Source organism: Streptomyces sp. NPDC057900, from assembly GCF_042887885.1.
In the GTDB taxonomy this organism is placed as follows: domain Bacteria; phylum Actinomycetota; class Actinomycetes; order Streptomycetales; family Streptomycetaceae; genus Streptomyces.
Window position 1 is genome coordinate 266,962 of record NZ_JBHVOI010000007.1, and the last position, 17,292, is coordinate 284,253.

14 protein-coding genes are annotated in these 17,292 nt (G+C 70.6%); 2 read left to right on the forward strand and 12 right to left on the reverse strand.

Going from position 1 to position 17,292, the window contains the following annotated elements:
- Nucleotide 1: 1 nt before the first annotated feature.
- On the reverse strand, nucleotides 2-1,252 hold the full coding sequence (locus ACFVQ0_RS25815; protein WP_390091579.1) for a glycoside hydrolase family 10 protein: 1,251 nt from the start codon (nucleotides 1,250-1,252) through the stop codon (nucleotides 2-4).
- Nucleotides 1,253-1,466: 214 nt separating this feature from the next.
- Here ACFVQ0_RS25815 and ACFVQ0_RS25820 point away from each other — a divergent pair, with 214 nt between their 5' ends.
- Nucleotides 1,467-2,324 (forward strand): 3-hydroxybutyryl-CoA dehydrogenase, encoded by an 858-nt coding sequence (locus tag ACFVQ0_RS25820; protein WP_073737446.1) that lies wholly within the window; start codon nucleotides 1,467-1,469, stop codon nucleotides 2,322-2,324.
- A 92-nt stretch (nucleotides 2,325-2,416) separates the two neighbouring features.
- Here ACFVQ0_RS25820 and ACFVQ0_RS25825 read toward each other — a convergent pair whose 3' ends face one another.
- The 10 genes from ACFVQ0_RS25825 to infC all read right to left on the reverse strand — a co-directional run bounded on the left by ACFVQ0_RS25825 (nucleotide 2,417) and on the right by infC (nucleotide 15,799).
- Nucleotides 2,417-5,164, reverse strand: a complete 2,748-nt coding sequence (locus ACFVQ0_RS25825) for a CDP-glycerol glycerophosphotransferase family protein (RefSeq protein ID WP_390091580.1) — start codon at nucleotides 5,162-5,164, stop codon at nucleotides 2,417-2,419.
- A gap of 783 nt (nucleotides 5,165-5,947) precedes the next feature.
- Nucleotides 5,948-6,478 carry an NUDIX domain-containing protein gene (locus ACFVQ0_RS25830; protein ID WP_390091581.1) on the reverse strand — a complete coding sequence of 177 codons (531 nt, stop codon included), beginning with the start codon at nucleotides 6,476-6,478 and terminating at the stop codon, nucleotides 5,948-5,950.
- A 51-nt stretch (nucleotides 6,479-6,529) separates the two neighbouring features.
- Complete coding sequence (locus ACFVQ0_RS25835) at nucleotides 6,530-7,870, reverse strand: transcriptional regulator (RefSeq protein WP_390091582.1); 1,341 nt, start codon at nucleotides 7,868-7,870, stop codon at nucleotides 6,530-6,532.
- Nucleotides 7,871-8,299: 429 nt separating this feature from the next.
- Nucleotides 8,300-10,810 carry a phenylalanine--tRNA ligase subunit beta gene (pheT, locus tag ACFVQ0_RS25840; protein WP_390091583.1) on the reverse strand — a complete coding sequence of 837 codons (2,511 nt, stop codon included), beginning with the start codon at nucleotides 10,808-10,810 and terminating at the stop codon, nucleotides 8,300-8,302.
- Entirely contained in the window at nucleotides 10,810-11,937 is a 1,128-nt protein-coding gene (gene pheS, locus ACFVQ0_RS25845) for a phenylalanine--tRNA ligase subunit alpha (protein WP_390091584.1), read from the reverse strand. The genes pheT and pheS overlap by 1 nt, the downstream gene beginning before the upstream one ends.
- Before the next feature lie 123 nt (nucleotides 11,938-12,060).
- The gene (locus tag ACFVQ0_RS25850; protein WP_390091585.1) at nucleotides 12,061-13,182 is read right to left on the reverse strand and encodes an ATP-binding protein; all 1,122 of its coding nucleotides are present in this window, start codon (nucleotides 13,180-13,182) and stop codon (nucleotides 12,061-12,063) included.
- 124 nt (nucleotides 13,183-13,306) lie between these two features.
- On the reverse strand, nucleotides 13,307-14,149 hold the full coding sequence (locus ACFVQ0_RS25855; protein ID WP_390091586.1) for a TrmH family RNA methyltransferase: 843 nt from the start codon (nucleotides 14,147-14,149) through the stop codon (nucleotides 13,307-13,309).
- 130 nt (nucleotides 14,150-14,279) lie between these two features.
- Entirely contained in the window at nucleotides 14,280-14,663 is a 384-nt protein-coding gene (gene rplT / locus ACFVQ0_RS25860; protein WP_073737428.1) for a 50S ribosomal protein L20, read from the reverse strand.
- Between the two features lie 107 nt (nucleotides 14,664-14,770).
- Complete coding sequence (rpmI, locus tag ACFVQ0_RS25865; RefSeq protein WP_003970213.1) at nucleotides 14,771-14,965, reverse strand: 50S ribosomal protein L35; 195 nt, start codon at nucleotides 14,963-14,965, stop codon at nucleotides 14,771-14,773.
- 120 nt (nucleotides 14,966-15,085) lie between these two features.
- Nucleotides 15,086-15,799, reverse strand: a complete 714-nt coding sequence (gene infC / locus ACFVQ0_RS25870) for a translation initiation factor IF-3 (protein ID WP_311306680.1) — start codon at nucleotides 15,797-15,799, stop codon at nucleotides 15,086-15,088.
- A 341-nt stretch (nucleotides 15,800-16,140) separates the two neighbouring features.
- On the opposite strand from infC, the gene ACFVQ0_RS25875 reads away from it, so the two are divergent.
- The gene (locus ACFVQ0_RS25875; RefSeq protein WP_073737426.1) at nucleotides 16,141-16,503 is read left to right on the forward strand and encodes a DUF1844 domain-containing protein; all 363 of its coding nucleotides are present in this window, start codon (nucleotides 16,141-16,143) and stop codon (nucleotides 16,501-16,503) included.
- Between the two features lie 79 nt (nucleotides 16,504-16,582).
- Here the strand turns inward: ACFVQ0_RS25875 and ACFVQ0_RS25880 are convergent, their stop codons facing one another.
- Entirely contained in the window at nucleotides 16,583-17,290 is a 708-nt protein-coding gene (locus ACFVQ0_RS25880) for an MIP family channel protein (protein ID WP_390091587.1), read from the reverse strand.
- Nucleotides 17,291-17,292: the final 2 nt, after the last annotated feature.

Here is a 17,292-nt window from a genome sequence, read left to right on the forward strand (position 1 = left end):
GTCAGCCGGGCGGGCGCACCCGCGAGCGGTAGTGGTCGGCGACCACCCGCGACATCGCGCCGATCCGGTCCGCGACCACTGCTCTCGCCGAGAAGTAGGCGTGGCCGCGGACCTGGTCGTACCCGGCGGCCAGCTCGATGTGCCGGGACAGTTCCGCGGGGTCCCGCCAGGCCGCGGGCTGGGCCGGATCTCCGGCCTTGTAGAGCGCCTCACCGATGAAGAGGTCGACGCCCGTGCCGCGTACCACCTCGTTCCACCAGGGCACCAGAACCGCGTAGTCGGCGGCGGCGAGGCCGATGTTCCAGTAAATCTGGGGACAAACGTAATCAATCCAGCCCTTCTTGATCCAGCCGCGGGTGTCGGCGTACAGATCGTCGTACGTCTCCACCCCGGCCGCGCTCTTCGAGCCGAGCGGGTCGGTCGACGCGTTGCGCCACACCCCGAACGGGCTGATGCCGAACCGGACCCCCGGCCGGACCGCCTTGATCCGCCGGGCGGTCTCCTGCACCAGCTTGTCGGTGTTGGAACGCCGCCAGGCCGCCTTGCTCGCGAAGCCCGCACCGTACTTCTCGTACGCGGCCCCGTCCGCGAAGGACTGCCCGGCCACCGGGTAGGGGTAGAAGTAGTCGTCCCAGTGGACCGCGTCGATCTCGTACCGGCGCACCGCGTCCAGCATCGCGTCCTGGACGAAGCTCCGGACCTCGGGCAGCCCCGGGTTGTAGTAGAGCTTCCCGCCGTACGGCAGTGCCCAGTCGGGGTGCACCCTGGCGGGGTGGGTGGCGGCCAGCCGGGAGCGGTCGGTGTGGTTCGCGACCCGGTACGGGTTGAACCAGGCGTGCAGTTCCAGGCCGCGACTGTGCGCCTCCCGCACCGCGGTCCCCAGCGGGTCCCAGCCGGGGTCCTTGCCCTGTACGCCGGTGAGGCACTTGGCCCACGGCTCGTACGGGGAGGGCCACAGCGCGTCGGCGGACGGGCGGACCTGGAGGATCACCGCGTTGAGCCGCCGGTCGACGGCCTCGTCGAGGTAGCCGAGCAGCTCCGTCTCCTGGGCCGCGGCGGAGAGCCCCGGTTTCGACGGCCAGTCGAGGTTGTCGATCGTCCCCACCCACATGCCCCTGAGCTCGCGCCGCAGCGTGTCGCGGGGCGCGCCCGGCCGCTCCGCGCGCCGCTCGCCCGGCGGATCCGCGGCCGCCTCCGCGGCCACGGTGCCGGGGGCCACCACCGAGGCCACCGTCCCGGCCGCACCGGCCACAAAGCCTCTTCTGCCGATTTGCCGCATTTCTTCGCACCTGCCGTTTCTCTGTCCTCATCCGGTCCCCGGGATCGCGGGCCAGGGCCGCGCATGCACGCCCCGGCCTGCGATCCCGTGCGGGGCGCGGAGTAACGTCGTGGGGTCGAGGCGGAGCCCGGAACCGAACGGAAGCCGCCGCACGGAGAACAGTGAAAGGCACGAGGTGACGGACTCTATGGCGGACATCGCACGCGTCGGAGTGGTCGGCTGCGGCCAGATGGGCGCAGGCATCGCGGAGGTGTGCGCCCGCAGCGGCCTCGATGTCAGAGTGGCCGAGACCACCGGCGAGGCGCTGGAGATCGGCCGCACCCGGCTCTACAACTCCCTCTCGAAGGCCGCAGAACGCGGCAAGATCACCGAGGAGGAGCGCGACGAGACCCTCGGCCGCCTCAGCTTCACCACCGACCTCGGCGAGTTCGCGGACCGCGATCTCGTCATCGAGGCCGTGGTGGAGAACGAGCAGGTGAAGACCGAGATCTTCCAGGTGCTGGACCAGGTGGTGACCCGGCAGGACGCGATCCTCGCCTCCAACACCTCCTCGATCCCGCTGGTGAAGCTGGCTGTCGCGACCTCCCGCCCCGACAGGGTCATCGGCATCCACTTCTTCAACCCGGCCCCGGTGCAGAAGCTCGTCGAGCTGATCCCCGCGCTGACCACGTCCGACGAGACGGTCAAGCGTGCCGAGGCCGTGGTGCAGGACATACTGGGCAAGCACCCGATCCGCGCCCAGGACCGCTCCGGCTTCGTCGTCAACGCGCTGCTGATCCCGTACCTGCTCTCCGCGATCCGGATGTTCGAGTCGGGTATCGCCAGCCGCGAGGACATCGACAACGGCATGGAGATGGGCTGCGCCCACCCGATGGGCCCGCTCAAGCTCGCCGACCTGATCGGCCTGGACACCGTGGCCTCGGTCGCGGACTCGATGTACGACGAGTACAAGGAGCCGCTGTACGCCGCTCCCCCGCTGCTCCAGCGGATGGTGGACGCGGGCCGGCTCGGCCGGAAGACCGGTTCGGGTTTCTACGCCTACTGACCGTCACGCCGACGGGCCCGGCGGTTACTCCGCCGGGCCCGTCGAGGCACTCCGTGCCGACGCGCGGCCGCATGGCCGCGCTCGCCTCACCTTCAGTCCACGAGCATGCGGTCCACGACCCGCGCCGTCGCGAGACCGTCGCCGGGCTCGCAGAAGTCCGCCCTGAACTGTGCGTACTTCTCCCCGTACTCCGCTCCGACGGCATCGACGTCGCGCAGGGCCTTGACCAGCTCTTCCGAGGTCTTCAGCAGCGGGCCGGGCGCCCGGGTGGTGAAGTCGAAGTACAGGCCGCGCAACGAGTCCCGGTAGTGCTCCAGGTCGTACGTGAAGAACAGCATCGGCTTGCCCGAGTGCGCGAAGTCGAAGAGCGCCGAGGAGTAGTCGGTGATCAGGACATCGGCGACGAGGTACAGATCGGCGATGTCCGGGTAGCGGGTGACGTCCCACACGAAGCCCCGGCCGGCACCCGGCACGTTGTCGTGGACCCTGGGGTGCTTGCGGAAGAGCAGCACGTGGTCGTGGCCGAGTTCGGCCTGGGCCGCGGCCAGGTCGATCCGCAGATCGAGTTTGTACAGCTTGCTCGCGTGCTTCTGGTCCTCCCGCCAGGTGGGAGCGTAGAGCACCACCTTCTTGCCCTCGGGCAGGCCGAGCCGCTCCCTGACCCGCGCGGCACGCTCGTCACGGTCGGGGGCGTGGAAGACGTCGTTGCGCGGATAGCCGCTCTCCAGCAGGTCGCCCTCGATGGAGTACGCCCTGCGCATGATCTCCGTGGTGTACGCGTTCGGCGACACCACGAAGTCGAACTGCCGGTAGCTGTGCGGCAGGCCGGCGATGTAGGAGGGGCTCGACTGCGGAGAGCCGAGCAGGTCCTTGCCGATCTTCTTCAGCGGCGTGCCGTGCCAGGTCTGCACGACCCGTTGCCCGGGGCGGGTGACGAACCAGTCGCCCACCGCCGAGTTGACGACGACGTAGCGGCTGCGCGCGAGGGCCTCGTACCACTCGCGGCTGCCCCAGCCGACCACACGCGCTTCCGACGGCATCTCGGGCAGCCCCGCGTCCTGGGTCCAGATGTGCTCCAGGTCGGCCCCCCGGCGCACCAGCTCCTCGTAGACCGATCGCGGGGAGTCCGAGAACTGCTTGCCCCCGAGGCTGATGTAGAGGACCGAGTCACGCAGGGGGAGCTCGCGCTGCTCGTGGTAGTACGTCTCGCGCAGTATGCGCTGCCGGTAGGCGCCGTGTTCGTCGGGGCCGAGCAGCCGCTCCGGCTCGATGAAGATGCGGTCGAAGTAGCGACGGTCCACGGTGTAGGCGCGCCGCGGGCCGCTCAAGGACATGGGCAGCTCCTGCACCTGTTCCGGGCGCAGGGTCACCGGGACGTCCCCGGACTTGTCCCAGGCGTCCGCGTCGCGGAAGAACAGGTACCAGCGACCGGGGCACAGGGGAAGCTCGGGGCCGTGCGTCTGGGGGGCCGCCTCCGGCTTGATCCGGAGGGTGAACCGCCCGTCGGTGAGCTCGACCGGCAGCTCCTTCTCCTCAAGGCGGACGCCGTGCCGAAGGATGAACTTCTTCCCGGCCGCCCACTCACCCGGATACGTGCCCTCAAGCACCAGCTCCCCCGGCCCCAGCACGGTCATCGCGTCCACGACGGGTCGTACGGCTCGCGTTGCCAGCATCAGCCTGCCGGGCCCGTCACGGTAGATGGCCAGCTCACGGCCGGGGCCGAGCCCGTGCCTCGCGGTCGTGAAGCCCTCGGCGAGGGGGGCCTCCTGGCCACGCCCGTCGTCTCCGCGGAAGGTCACCTTGAACTGGCGGGTCTTGATTCCCGGCAGGTCGTTCTCGGCCAGCTGGGCAAGGCTGAAGACCGCCTGGTGGCGCCGGAACGCGTCAGCGGAACCGGACAGCGGAGTGAGCGGGCTGTCGAGTCTGTTGTCTCCGTCGGCGATGCTCACGGCGGTGGGGGGCTCGGCACCGCTCCGCGCCCTGGTGACGATTCGCAGTTCGCCGTCCTCGACGGTGCAGGACTCGACTTCTGCGGCGGGCTGCTGGACCGTGATGGTCACGGCGTTCTTGATGAAGCCGACCACCAGACGTGAGCCGTCCGGCAGATGACGGACCTGGTTGTGCCCGGCGGTGCCCGCGTCGCGCGGGCGCACCCTGGCGCCGTAGGTCCCGCCCGGTCCCGCTATCCCGATGTAGAGGAACCACTGGCCGGCACCGAGACCGGCGAGCTCGTGCAGCCGACGAGCGGGGACGACGACTTCGAAGCCCGACTGATCGTAGCAGTGCAGCGCCTGTCCGGAGGCGGCGGTGGCCTGCTCGTTCGTGGTGCGGCGCATGCGCAGTTTGATGCGGCGGCCGGTCTCGCCGTGCTCCAGCACCGCGAATCGGCCGATGACGCGGCTCGATGCGCGCGGCAGGTTCGCGACAAACGCGTACCCGCCCCACACCAGATCGTCGCCGCGCCACTCGACCGAGGTGAGCTGCGCCGTCACCGGCAGATCGCGGGGCTTGAGCTCGGTTATCCGTTCGGGCAGCGCGAGGCTCCGCATCCCCGGCAGCACCAGGCGCGGGCGCCGGACGCCTGCCACGAGAAAGCCGTTCGGGTCCCTGCGCTGGCCCCGGACCACCTTGACGAGGTCCTCGGCACGCCCCTCGGCGGCGAGGTGCCAAATGACGCGCGCGGCAGGACGGAGGGCGGTGAGCGCCTCCTCGCCGTGGGTGTCGAGCAGTTCCCGCGCAGTGGCGCTCAGCTCTTCGCGCTCGGCCTGCGAGCTCTCGGGGAAGAAGCGCAAGATCCTCTGCACTCTTGCCGATGCGAGATCAGCGAGAGACTGCGCCATGAATAACGCCCTTCTTCAATGTGGCAGTTGACGTCAAGTCGTCACGCGTTAACCGGGTCTGCCTGCGATCGATGCGGATTTATCGTACGCAACCAATGAGAGGCACTTGCCGGAGTCGCGCGCCATCGGCCGGGCCCGGGGGCGAGGGTATCCGCGGCTCGGAAGACGTAAAGCCCCGTACTGTCGACATCAAACCCATTGTCGGAATTGCGAATCATAGACACTTTGGGAGCATTTAGCAGGAATCCCGCCGAGCGGATCGCGGCAGAGCGGGAGTTCGCCGCGCTCTCATACACCGGTGACTATGGATAGTTGTACAGATCTTGTAAAAATTTCTGTGATGTAAATGACACCCTTCTGAACCGAAGGGGCGATTTAAGGCGGGGTTCACTTCCCCTTGGCCCGGCCGTCATGCATCCAATATCAGGCCTTCTTCACGAAAGATGCCGTATGTCCCATATTCACGCGCTGCCAGGCCGGCATTCCTGACATTGGAAATCCTCAGGGCCTATGGCATCCGAGCCGCAGGAGATCCATTGCAAGCGACCCCCATAAAGGCCTGTGACACGCCCACTGTTATCGAATGCGCCGGCAGGCGCATTCACCGGTTCCGCGCCAATAGCGAACCACGCCAATCGCGCTTCGGGGTAAAGGCTGACGCATCCTTCTCCTGACCCCAGCCGATTACGCAGGGGAATGCCGTTACACCGCTCCCCCACTGCTCCGGTGCGAGTCGCCGGCGGGCCACTCGCACCGGAGCGGGCCGGTTCGGCCCGGCCGTGATCAGCCCAGCCGTAAGTGGTGCAGCATCATCAGCCCGGCCGCCATGCCCGCGGCCGGCACCTCACCGCGGGCGATCATGTCGGGCACCAGCTTGAGCGGTATCCACTCGCGGCGCGAGGACTCGAAGGCGTCGCAGGGCTCGCCGGTCCATTCGGCCTGCTCGCCCCAGTAGAAGTGGTGCCGGGCGTCGGTGAGACCGTTCGACGGCTCCACGGTCAGCAGCGGGCGCAGCGGTCCCGGGCGCCAGCCGGTCTCCTCCTCCATCTCCCGCGCGGCCGCCTCGGCGAGGCCCTCACTGTCCTCGACGACACCCGCCGCGAGTTCCCAGCCCCAGCTGTCGGTGATGAACCGGTGCCGCCAGAGCAGCAGCACCTCGTTCGCCTCGTTGACGACGGTGGCCGCGGCGACGGGGCGGAGCCGGATGACGTAGTGGTCGAGATGGTCGCCGTCCGGGAGGACGACATCGGCCAGATTGACCCGGAACCAGCGATTCTCGTACACAGTCTGTTCGTTCAGGTTCGTCCACTGCACAGTTCTGCCACCTTCTGACTAGTAGGTGGCCATATCGCAGCAGACCGGCGCTCACAGTGGTACGCGCAGCGATCCGTCGATCAGCTCCGCGGCCCGTTCCGCCTCCGCGCTGCCGCTCACCACCAGGCGCTCGCGCACGGAGCGCAGCCGGTCACGCAGCCGCTGCGACTCCATGCCCCTGGCCCGGTCCGCCATCTCCGCGGCCGTGACCGCCGCCCGGTCCGCCTCGCCCTGCCGCAGCTCGATGGTGGTCAGCATGGCCAGCCGGTGCACCCGGCCCCGGTCGTGCGCGGGCGTGCGCACCGCCGCCACCGCGTGCTCCCTGGCGGAGGACAGGTCACCGAGGCTCAGCAGCGCCTCCGCCACCTGGACGTTGACCAGCCCCGGCTGGACGTACCCCGTCTCGTCCGGCTCCTGGCCCGGCCGGATGCGCTCGGCCTCCGACTCGGCGCGCCGGATGGACTTCAGGGCACTGCCGCCGTCCCCGAAGTGGGCGTACGCCTTGGCCTGCATCGCGTGCAGATCGGCGGCGAGCGCGGGGGTGATGTCGCGTCCGGCGGCCCGCAGCGCCGCCTCCGCGAACGCGACGGACTGCCGGTAGTCGGCCAGGAACAGCGACTGGTTGACCAGCAGCGCGATCACATAGCCGCCCAGCCCCCGGTCCCCGCTCGCCTTGGCCAGCCGCAGCGCCTGGTGGAAGTAGCGCTGGGCGAGCCCGTGCGCGTCGGAGTCGTAGGCGCAGATGCCCGCGACGGCCACCAGCCCGCCCGTCGCCCGGTGCAGCTGACGCCCCATCGCGTCGCTGTAGCCGCCGCGCAGCAGCGGAGCGGTCTCGGTGTTGAGGAAGCCGACGATGCGCGAGCGCGTCGCGATACCGCCCGCCCTGCGGTACATGAGTTCGTAGTGGGCGCGGGCGGCCCGCAGTGTCGCTATGTCGGCCATGCTGACCCGGCTCGTACCGGCGCGTGACACATCCGCGTCCTCCGGCGGGTTCTCCCACTCCCACACCGGCATCACGGCGGTCGTCCCGGTGACGGCCGGGGCGGCGACGACGTGCGGGCGCTGCTGTTCGTCGGAGCGCCACAGCGCGGTGGCCCGTTCGACGAATCCGGTGAGCGAGGACCCCTGCCCGGGAGCGCGCCCGTCGTGGGCCGCCATGCCGATGTCGTCGAGCGAGACGGCCCTGCGCAGGCGGCCGCCGAGCACTTCGCAGATCAGGTCGGGCACCTGGCCGCGCGGGCGCTGGCCCTTCAGCCAGCGGGCGACGGCGGTGTGTTCGTACCGCAGGCACAGACCCCGGCCGCGGCCGGCCCGGTTGACGTGCGCGGCGAGCCCGGCCCGGGAGACACCCGCCTCGTCGATCAGAGCCTCTAGCAGAGTGTTGGGCTCCATTGCCCCCATTGCCCCCTCCGGTGGGTCGGCACGCCAGGACGTGTCGCCCCAGTGGAGCACGATTCACACGGGGTGTGAACGGAATGCCCGAACCGTCCCGCTGCGCACGCTGTTGCGCGGGCCGGCGAATGGCTTGACTGAGTCCCTCGCAAGAGGCGGCCGGGTCGTCTGCTCCCCCTCGTACAGCACGACGACCCGCACCCGCGCCGTCCGCTCTGCCGACCTGCCCGACACTCCGCGGCAGTGCGGACGGCGCCGGATCGCACGACCCACTGCCCACGGATCGGAGGGTGGCTGCGGGGTCGGCCGGGCGCCGGGTTCCCCCGGACCCGGCCGGGGCCCGGGTGCGGTCCCCCGCCTCCGGGCGAGCACGCGGGAGGGGCGTGTCCGGTGGCCGGACACGCCCCTCCTCGCTGTGCGCCCGAGCCGTTACGCGCCGCGCAGCACCGCGCCCGTGCGCTCGGCGGCCAGCGCCACCGCGGCGTCCCGGGTGGCGGTGGCCTCGTCGACGGTCAGCGTGCGGTCCGCGGCACGGAACCGCAGCGCGTACGCCAGGGACTTGCGGCCCCCGCCGATCTGCTCGCCCGTGAAGACGTCGAACAGCCGCAGCGATTCGAGGAGTTCACCCGCGCCCTCGCGCAGCGCCCGCTCCACCTCCGCGGCGGGCACGTCCTGCTCGACGACCAGCGCGACGTCCTGGGTCGCCACCGGGAAGGTGGAGATCCTGGGCGCCTGGAGCGCGCCGTCCACGGCCCGCTCCAGGACGTCGAGCTCGACCTCCATGGCGCAGGTGCGCTCGGGCAGGTGGAGCTCCTTGATGACGCGCGGGTGCAGCTCACCGGCGTGCCCGAACAGGGTCTCCTCGCCGTTGACCGTCACGTACAGCGCGGCGCAGCGGCCCGGGTGCCACGGCGCGTGCTGCCCGGCGCGGATCGTGAGCTCGACACCGGCCTCACGGGCGATGGTGCGGGCGGCCTCGACGGAGTCCGCCCAGTCGGCCGGGCGGCCCTTGCCCCACCAGCCGGCCTGCTCGCGGGCGCCCGCGAGGACGACGGCGGCGCGGCGCGGCTGACGCGGGAGCGCCGCGTTGAGCGAGGCGATCTCCTCGTCGGTGGGGCGCCGGTCGACGGGGAGCCGGACGGGCTTGGTCTCCTGGCCGGTCGGCCGGAAGACGAGACCGGTCTCGAAGAGCGCGAGGTCGTGGCTGCCCCGGCCGTCGTTGCGCCGCAGTGCGCCGAGGAGGCCCGGCAGCAGCGTGGTGCGCAGCGACGGCTCCTCGTCGGAGAGCGGGTTGACGAGCCGGACCGTGCGGCGGCGGTCGTCGTCCGCGTCCAGGCCCAGCTGGTCCAGGACGGCTTCGCCGGTGAACGGGTAGTTCAGCGCCTCGACGTAGCCCGCGCCCGCGAGGGCCCGGCCGACGCGGCGGTGCAGCCGCTGGCGGTCGGTGAGCCCGCGGCCGGAGGGCGGCGTCGGCAGGGTGGACGGGAGGTTCTCGTAACCCTCCAGCCGGATGACCTCTTCCGCCAGGTCGTTCGGCTCGTTCAGGTCGGGCCGCCAGGACGGGGCCGTGACGAGCAGCTCGTCCTGCCCGTAGACGTCGCAGCCGACCTCCTGGAGGCGGCGGACGACGGTCTCGCGGCCGTAGGCGACACCGGCCACCCTGTCCGGGTGGTCGGCCGCCATCGTGATGGTGCGCGGGCCGGACGGGGCGGTCACCTCGGTGACCCCCGCCTCAGCCGTGCCGCCGGCGAGCAGCACCAGCAGGTCCACGGTGCGCTGCGCGGCAGCGGCGGCGGCCTGCGGGTCGACGCCGCGCTCGAAGCGCTTGGACGCCTCTGAGGCCAGCTTGTGGCGGCGCGCGGTGCGGGCGATCGAGATCGCGTCGAAGTGCGCGGCCTCGATGACGACCTCGGTGGTGTGCGCGTCCTCCGCGGCGTCCGCGATCTCCGTGTTGGCCCCGCCCATGACACCGGCCAGGCCGATCGGCCCGCGGTTGTCGGTGATGACGAGGTCGGCCGGGTCCAGGACCCGGACGGCGCCGTCGAGGGTGGTGAGCTTCTCGCCCGGCTCCGCGCGGCGCACCCCGATCGGGCCGTCGATCCGGGTCCGGTCGTAGGCGTGCAGCGGCTGGCCCAGTTCGAGCATCACGTAGTTGGTGACGTCGACCGCGAGCGAGATCGGCCGCATCCCGGCCTTCTGGAGGCGGCGCTGGAGCCAGATCGGGGACCGGGCCTCCGGCTGGAGGCCGACCACGGTGCGCGCGGTGAAGCGGGAGCAGCCGATCGGGTCCGCGACCTGGACCGGGTAGCCGTACGCGTTCGGCGCGGGCACGTCCAGGAGGGCCGGGTCGCGCAGCGGCAGGCCGTAGGCGATGGCGGTCTCACGGGCGACGCCGCGCATCGACAGGCAGTAGCCCCGGTCGGGGGTGACGGCGATGTCGAGGACCTCGTCGACGAGCTGGAGCAGTTCGATCGCGTCGGTGCCGACCTCGTGCTCCGGCGGCAGCACGATGATGCCGCCACTGCCGTCGTCGCCCATGCCCAGCTCGTCGCCGGAGCAGATCATGCCGTGCGAGGTCTTGCCGTACGTCTTGCGCGCGGCGATCGCGAAGTCACCGGGCAGCACGGCGCCGGGCAGGACCACGACGACCTTGTCGCCGACGGCGAAGTTACGGGCGCCGCAGACGATCTCCTGCGGCTCGCCGGTGCCGTTCGCGGTGCCGACGTCCACCGTGCAGAAGCGGATGGGCTTCTTGAAGCCCTCCAGCTCCTCGATGGTGAGCACCTTTCCGACGACCAGCGGGCCCTTGAGGCCGGCGCCGGTCTGCTCGACCGTCTCGACCTCAAGGCCGACGGCGACGAGCTTGGCCTGTACATCACGGCCGGTCTCGGTGGCAGGCAGGTCGACGTACTCCCGCAGCCAGGAAAGCGGGACGCGCATCAGATCTCCATCCCGAAGGGCCGGGTGAACCGGACGTCGCCTTCGACCATGTCTCGCATGTCTTCTACGTTGTGGCGGAACATCAGCATCCGCTCGATGCCGAACCCGAAGGCGAATCCGCTGTACTTCTGGGGGTCGACGCCGCAGGCGATGAGCACCTTGGGGTTGACCATGCCGCAGCCGCCGAGCTCGATCCAGCCCTCGCTGCCGCAGGTGCGGCACGGGCGGTCCGGGTTGCCGACGGACTCGCCGCGGCAGACGTAGCAGACCATGTCCATCTCGGCGGACGGCTCGGTGAACGGGAAGAAGTTCGGCCGCAGCCGGGTCTTCATGTCCGGGCCGAAGAGCGCCTGGACCATGTGGTCGAGGGTGCCCTTCAGATCGGCCATGGTGAGGCCCTCGTCGACGGCGAGCAGCTCGATCTGGTGGAAGACCGGGGTGTGCGTCGCGTCCAGCTCGTCGGTCCGGTAGACCCGGCCGGGGCAGACGACGTAGACGGGGGGCTCGCGGTCGAGCAGCGTGCGGGCCTGCACCGGCGAGGTGTGGGTGCGCAGGACGACACCGGACTCGTCGTTCTTCGCGCCGTCGGCGCCCTCGACGAAGAAGGTGTCCTGCATCTGCCGGGCCGGGTGGTCGGGCACGAAGTTCAGGGCGTCGAAGTTGAACCACTCGGCCTCGGCCTCCGGGCCCTCCGCGATCTCGTAGCCCATGGCCACGAAGACGTCGGCGACGCGCTCCATGATCGTCGTCAGCGGGTGGCGGGCGCCGGCCGGGGTGCGGTCGTAGGGCAGCGTGACGTCCACCGCCTCCTCGACCAGGACCCGGGCGTCCCGCTCGGCCTCCAGCTCCGCCTGGCGGGCGGCGAGCGCCCTGCCCACGGCGGCGCGGGCCTGGCCCACGCGCTTGCCGGCCTCTGCCTTGGCCTGCGGCGGCAGCGCGCCGATCTCGCGGTTGGCGAGGGACAGGGGCGAGGTACCACCGGTGTGCGCGGTCTTCGCCTGGGCGAGCGCGTCGAGGTCGCCCGCGGCGGCGAAGGCGGCGAGCGCCTCGTCCCGGATGCGCTCGATCTCTTCCGGTTTCAGTGCCTCGACCTCGACTGGGTCGTACGACTTGTTCGGTGCCGACATCTCTTCCCGTACTTCCGATTGGCTGGTGGCGCGACCCCGCTCGACGACTGGAGGACGCAAAGGTGCCAATGGTCGAGTCTAAGGGCCACAAGGTGTGGGAGGCGCCCGTGGGCCGCCCGGCCGCTACTTCATGTAGGCCGGCGTGCTCACGGGCAGGATAAATCGGAATTCGGCGCCGCCGCCGGGGCCGCGGCCGACGGTGATCGTGCCGCCGTGCGCCTCGACGATGCCTTTGACGATGTAGAGGCCCAGGCCCGTGCCGCCGCGTTTGCTGCCCCGCCAGAAGCGGGTGAAGACGCGGCCCATCGACTCCTCGGGGATGCCGGTGCCTTCGTCGCTCACGGTGACGGCCGTTCCCTTCTCGTCGCTCTTGGCCGGTGCGGGTGCCACCTCGATGGTGACGGTTCCCTCGCCGTGGCGCACCGCGTTTTCCAGCAGGTTGCCCAGCACCTGGTCGACCTTGTCCGGGTCGGCCCAGACGGCGGGCAGCGGCTGGCAGGTACGCACGAGGAAACGGTCCGGCGCCTGGCCGTTCGCGGTGAGCGCCTGGATGTGGCGCTCCACGGCCGCCGAGAGGTCCACGGGCTGGCGGCGCAGCTCCAGCCGGCCCGAGTCGATCCGGGAGATGTCGAGCAGCTCGGTGATGAGCCGGGTGACGCGGTTGGCGTCGGCGTAGACCGTCTCCAGCATCAGCCGCTTCTGGTCGTCGGTGAAGCGCTCCCACTTCGCCAGCAGCGTGGCGGTGAAGCCCTTGACGGAGGTCAGCGGCGAGCGCAGCTCGTGTGCGACGGTGGCGATCAGCTCGGCGTGGCTGCGCTCTGTGCGGCGGCGGGCCTCGGTGCCGCGCAGGCTGATCACCAGCCGGCGGACGGGCCCGGTGGGGCTCTCGCGTACGTAGCGAGCGGAGACGAGGACCTCGCGGCCGCCGGGCAGCAGCAGATTCCGTTCGGGCTGGCCGACCCGGGTGGCGAGGCCGCCGTAGGGGTCGGTCAGCTCCCACCAGCGGCGGCCCTTGAGGTCCTCCAGCGGCAGCGCGTGCTCCAGCGGGCGGCCGAGGGCGGCGGCCCTGGGCATGGCGGTGATCCGTACGGCGGCGGCGTTGAAGCAGATCACCCGGCCGGTCTCGTCCGCGACGACGAGCCCGTCGGGAAGGTCGTCAGGGTCCAGCCCCTGGCCGGCGGGACCGGCTTCCGGGTCCGCGTCCACGCGCACGACGGCCGCGTCCGTCGCCTGCGGTCCGCTCATGCCGACAGCCATATTCCCGTACCCCACCTCTCGAACCGGTGCAGTGGGCCCCCGAGTTCGTCACCCTACTAGTCGTCGGTGACGGAGCGACACCCTGCGTCGCTCCGAGAGACGACCGGGTGGGTCAGCCCGTGCTCCGGGGCGGGCGCTGGGCGCGCGCGGAGGCGTACAGGCAGACGGCGGCGGCGGTGGCGAGGTTGAGGCTCTCCGCCTTGCCGTGGATCGGTACCCGCACCACGGCGTCGGCCAGCGCCCGGGTCTCCTCCGGCAGGCCCCAGGCCTCGTTGCCGAAGACCCAGGCGGTGGGGCCGCCCATGGTGCCCGCGTCGAGTTCGTCGTCGAGGTCGTCCTCGCCCGCGCCGTCGGCTGCCAGGATCCGGGAGCCCGCGTCCCGCAGCCCCCGTACGGCCTGCTCGACGGGCACCCCGACGGCGACCGGCAGGTGGAAGAGCGAACCGACGGACGCGCGCACCGACTTGGGGTTGTAGAGGTCGACCGAGGCGTCGGTGAGGACGACGGCGTCGGCGCCCGCCGCGTCGGCGCAGCGCAGCACCGTACCGGCGTTCCCGGGGTCCCGGACGTTCGCCAGGACGGCGACGAGCTTCGGCCGCGCGGCGAGGACCGACTCGAACGGCGAGTCGAGGAAGCGGCAGACGCCGATCAGGCCCTGCGGGGTCACGGTCTGCGACACATCGGCGAGCACCTCGCTGTCGGCCAGGTGCACCCGGGCGCCCGCCGCGAGGGCCGCGTCGATGATGGCCTCGTACCGTTCCGCGGCCTCGACGGTGGCGAACAGTTCGACCAGGGTCGCCTCGCCGTCGCCGCCCCGGTGGGCCGCGGCCTCGCGCACGGCCTGTGGTCCCTCTGCGATGAACCTGCGCTCCTTGCCGCGGAAGTTGCGCCTGGCCAGCCGTCGGGCGGCGGCGACCCGTGGCGATCGCGGGGAGATCAGTTCAGGGATGCCCATGATCGGCGGCGAGCCTCTCTGCGTACGAAGGTGCGGGTCGTGACAGGTGGTGACGGGGGTGCAACGCACCGGACCCGCAGACGGCGAGCGCCTGCGGGTCCGGCTCAATACCAGGAAGTGCGGCCCTGAATCAGGCGGCCTTCGGGGCGTTGACGTCGCTCGGGAGGGCCTTCTGGGCCACCTCGACGAGGGTCGCGAACGCGTTGGCGTCGTTCACCGCGAGCTCGGCCAGGATCTTGCGGTCCACCTCGATGTTGGCGGCCTTCAGACCCTGGATGAGGCGGTTGTACGTCATGCCGTTCTGGCGGGCAGCGGCGTTGATGCGCTGGATCCACAGCTGACGGAAGTCGCCCTTGCGCTTCTTACGGTCGTTGTAGTTGTAGACCAGGGAGTGGGTGACCTGCTCCTTGGCCTTGCGGTACAGGCGCGAGCGCTGACCGCGGTAACCGCTGGCGGCTTCGAGAATCGCCCGGCGCTTCTTGTGGGCGTTGACTGCCCGCTTGACGCGTGCCACTTGTTAACTCCTTGTAGCGGGGCCGTGGTCGTACTCACACGGCCCGGAAACGAATTGGTCCCGGTCGGATCGAGGGCGCGCCCCCGGATTCACCGGGGGCGACGGCCTCACTTGCCGAGAAGCTTCTTGATCTTCTTGGCGTCGGCCGGAGCCACGACGACCGTGCCGGTCAGCGAGCGGGTCTTCTTGGACGACTTGTGCTCAAGAAGGTGGCGCTTGCCGGCCCTCTCGCGGAGCACCTTGCCGGAGCCGGTGATCTTGAAGCGCTTGCTGGCACCGCTGTGCGTCTTGTTCTTCGGCATCGCGCCGTTCTCTCCTCGTCAGTGGCGCCCCTCCCGGTGCGGGCACCGGGCCGCAGGGGCGTCAGATCTTGATGGGATTCCGGGGGGACCCGGGGGCGCCTGGATGGCGACCCCCGAAGGTCACGCCTCGGAAGGTGTCTCGGCCGGAGCCTCTGAGGACGCCTCGGCCGGAGCCTCGGCAGCCTCGTCCGCGGACTCGGCGTCGTCGGGGGCGTACCCCTGACGCTCCGCCTTGCGGGCGGCCTGGGCCTCGCGGGCCTCGGCCATGGCTTCGGTCTTCTTCTTGTGCGGGCCAAGAACCATGATCATGTTCCGGCCGTCCTGCTTCGGGTTGGACTCGATGAAGCCGAGTTCCTCCACGTCCGAAGCGAGACGCTGGAGCAGTCGGAAGCCCAGCTCGGGGCGGGACTGCTCACGACCACGGAACATGATCGTGATCTTGACCTTGTCACCCTGCTTGAGGAACCGGACGACATGACCCTTCTTGGTGTCATAGTCGTGCGGGTCGATCTTCGGCCGGAGCTTCATCTCCTTGATGACCGTGTGCGCCTGGTTCTTGCGCGCCTCACGGGCCTTCATGGCCGATTCGTACTTGAACTTCCCGTAGTCCATGAGCTTGCACACGGGCGGACGGGCGGTAGCCGCCACCTCGACCAGGTCGAGGTCGTACTCCTGCGCAAGTTCCAGGGCCTTGGCAAGCGGGACAATCCCGACCTGCTCGCCGCTGGGACCGACAAGTCGCACCTCGGGTACGCGAATCCGGTCGTTGATGCGGGGCTCGGCGCTGATGGATCCTCCTCGGTAGCACCACGCGGCCGCCTGGCGGACAGCCACGTAACGTCTGTTTCGACAGACCAACCGTTGCGGAGGCAAGAAAAATGCCCCGGACGGGACACAGGCGGGGCTCCTGGAAAACCGGAGCACCGTCGCGGTCAACCGCGGGGCGCATCGGGCGGCTCCATCGTCCGTACGGAACGATGGGCGCCACCTGACCGGTGACCCGCCGTCCTGAGGACGGTCAGGTGGGAGATCGGAGCCTCCACTTGTGGGCCGGGCACATAGATGCCCAGCCGGTCGTTACACAAGGTTAGCAGCTCGGCCGCACGTGCGCTAACCGGTCCTCGCACGCACTCCCGCAGAGGGACCGGGCCCGGCGTGGGCCTATCGTATGCAGCATGAGCGACGCGACCCCCACCACTGATTCCCCCGGCTTCGACGAGATGGCCCGCGACATCGCGGAGGTGCCGGCGGTCGAGGTCATCGTGACGGTCGCGGTCAACCTGATGAGCGCCGCCGCCGTGAAGCTCGGACTGACCGAGGACGGCGACGAGCACAAGGACCTCGACGAGGCCCGCAAGCTGGTCCACGCGCTGGCCGGCCTGCTGGACGCGAGCACCACCGAGATCAGCTCCTTCCACGCGGCGCCGCTGCGTGACGGCCTGAAGTCGCTCCAGCTGGCGTTCCGCGAGGCCTCGCTCGTACCGGACGAGCCGGGCAAGGGCCCCGGCGAGAAGTACACCGGACCGGTCTTCGGCTGAGCCGGTACGCCCCTTCCCTCCGACGGATGTGAGCCCCCGCCCTCTGTGGGCGGGGGCTCACCGCGTACCGGGGCCGGGATCAGACCTCCGCGGTCTGCTCCTCATGTCCGGGGACGGGGTGGGTCACCCGGTGGGCGAGCGCCGCGATGACGCCACCGATCAGGGGCGCCACCAGGAACAGCCAGAGCTGGGAGAGCGCCGCACCGCCGGCGAACAGCGCCGGGCCCAGACTCCGCGCCGGGTTGACCGACGTACCGGTGAGCGGGATGCCGACCAGGTGGATCACCGCGAGGGAGAGGCCGATGGGCAGTCCGTCGAACCCGATGACGGCCACCTTGTGGGTCACCGCGAGCACGACGAACACCAGCAGGAAGGTGAGCACCACCTCGGCCAGGAACGCGCCGCCCATGTTGATGTGCACGTCGGACCGGTCCCCGTAGCCGTTACTGCCGAACTTGCCGCTCGTCTTCAGTCCGGGCACCTGCTTGGCCAGCAGGAACAGCAGGGCCGCACCGGCGATTCCGCCGAGGAGCTGGGCGATCCAGTACGTGACCGCGGTGCGCACGTCGATCCGCCGGGCCGTCAGCATCCCCAGGGTGACCGCCGGGTTGAGATGGCAGCCGGAGATCGGGCCGAGCGCGTAGGCCAGGGCCAGCAGCACGAAGCCGAAGGCCAGCGCGATGCCGACGGTCCCGATGTACTGGACACCGAGGACCGCTGATCCGACGGCGAAGAAGACCAGCAGGAGGGTGCCCAGGAACTCCGACGCCGCCATTCGCGTCTGCATAC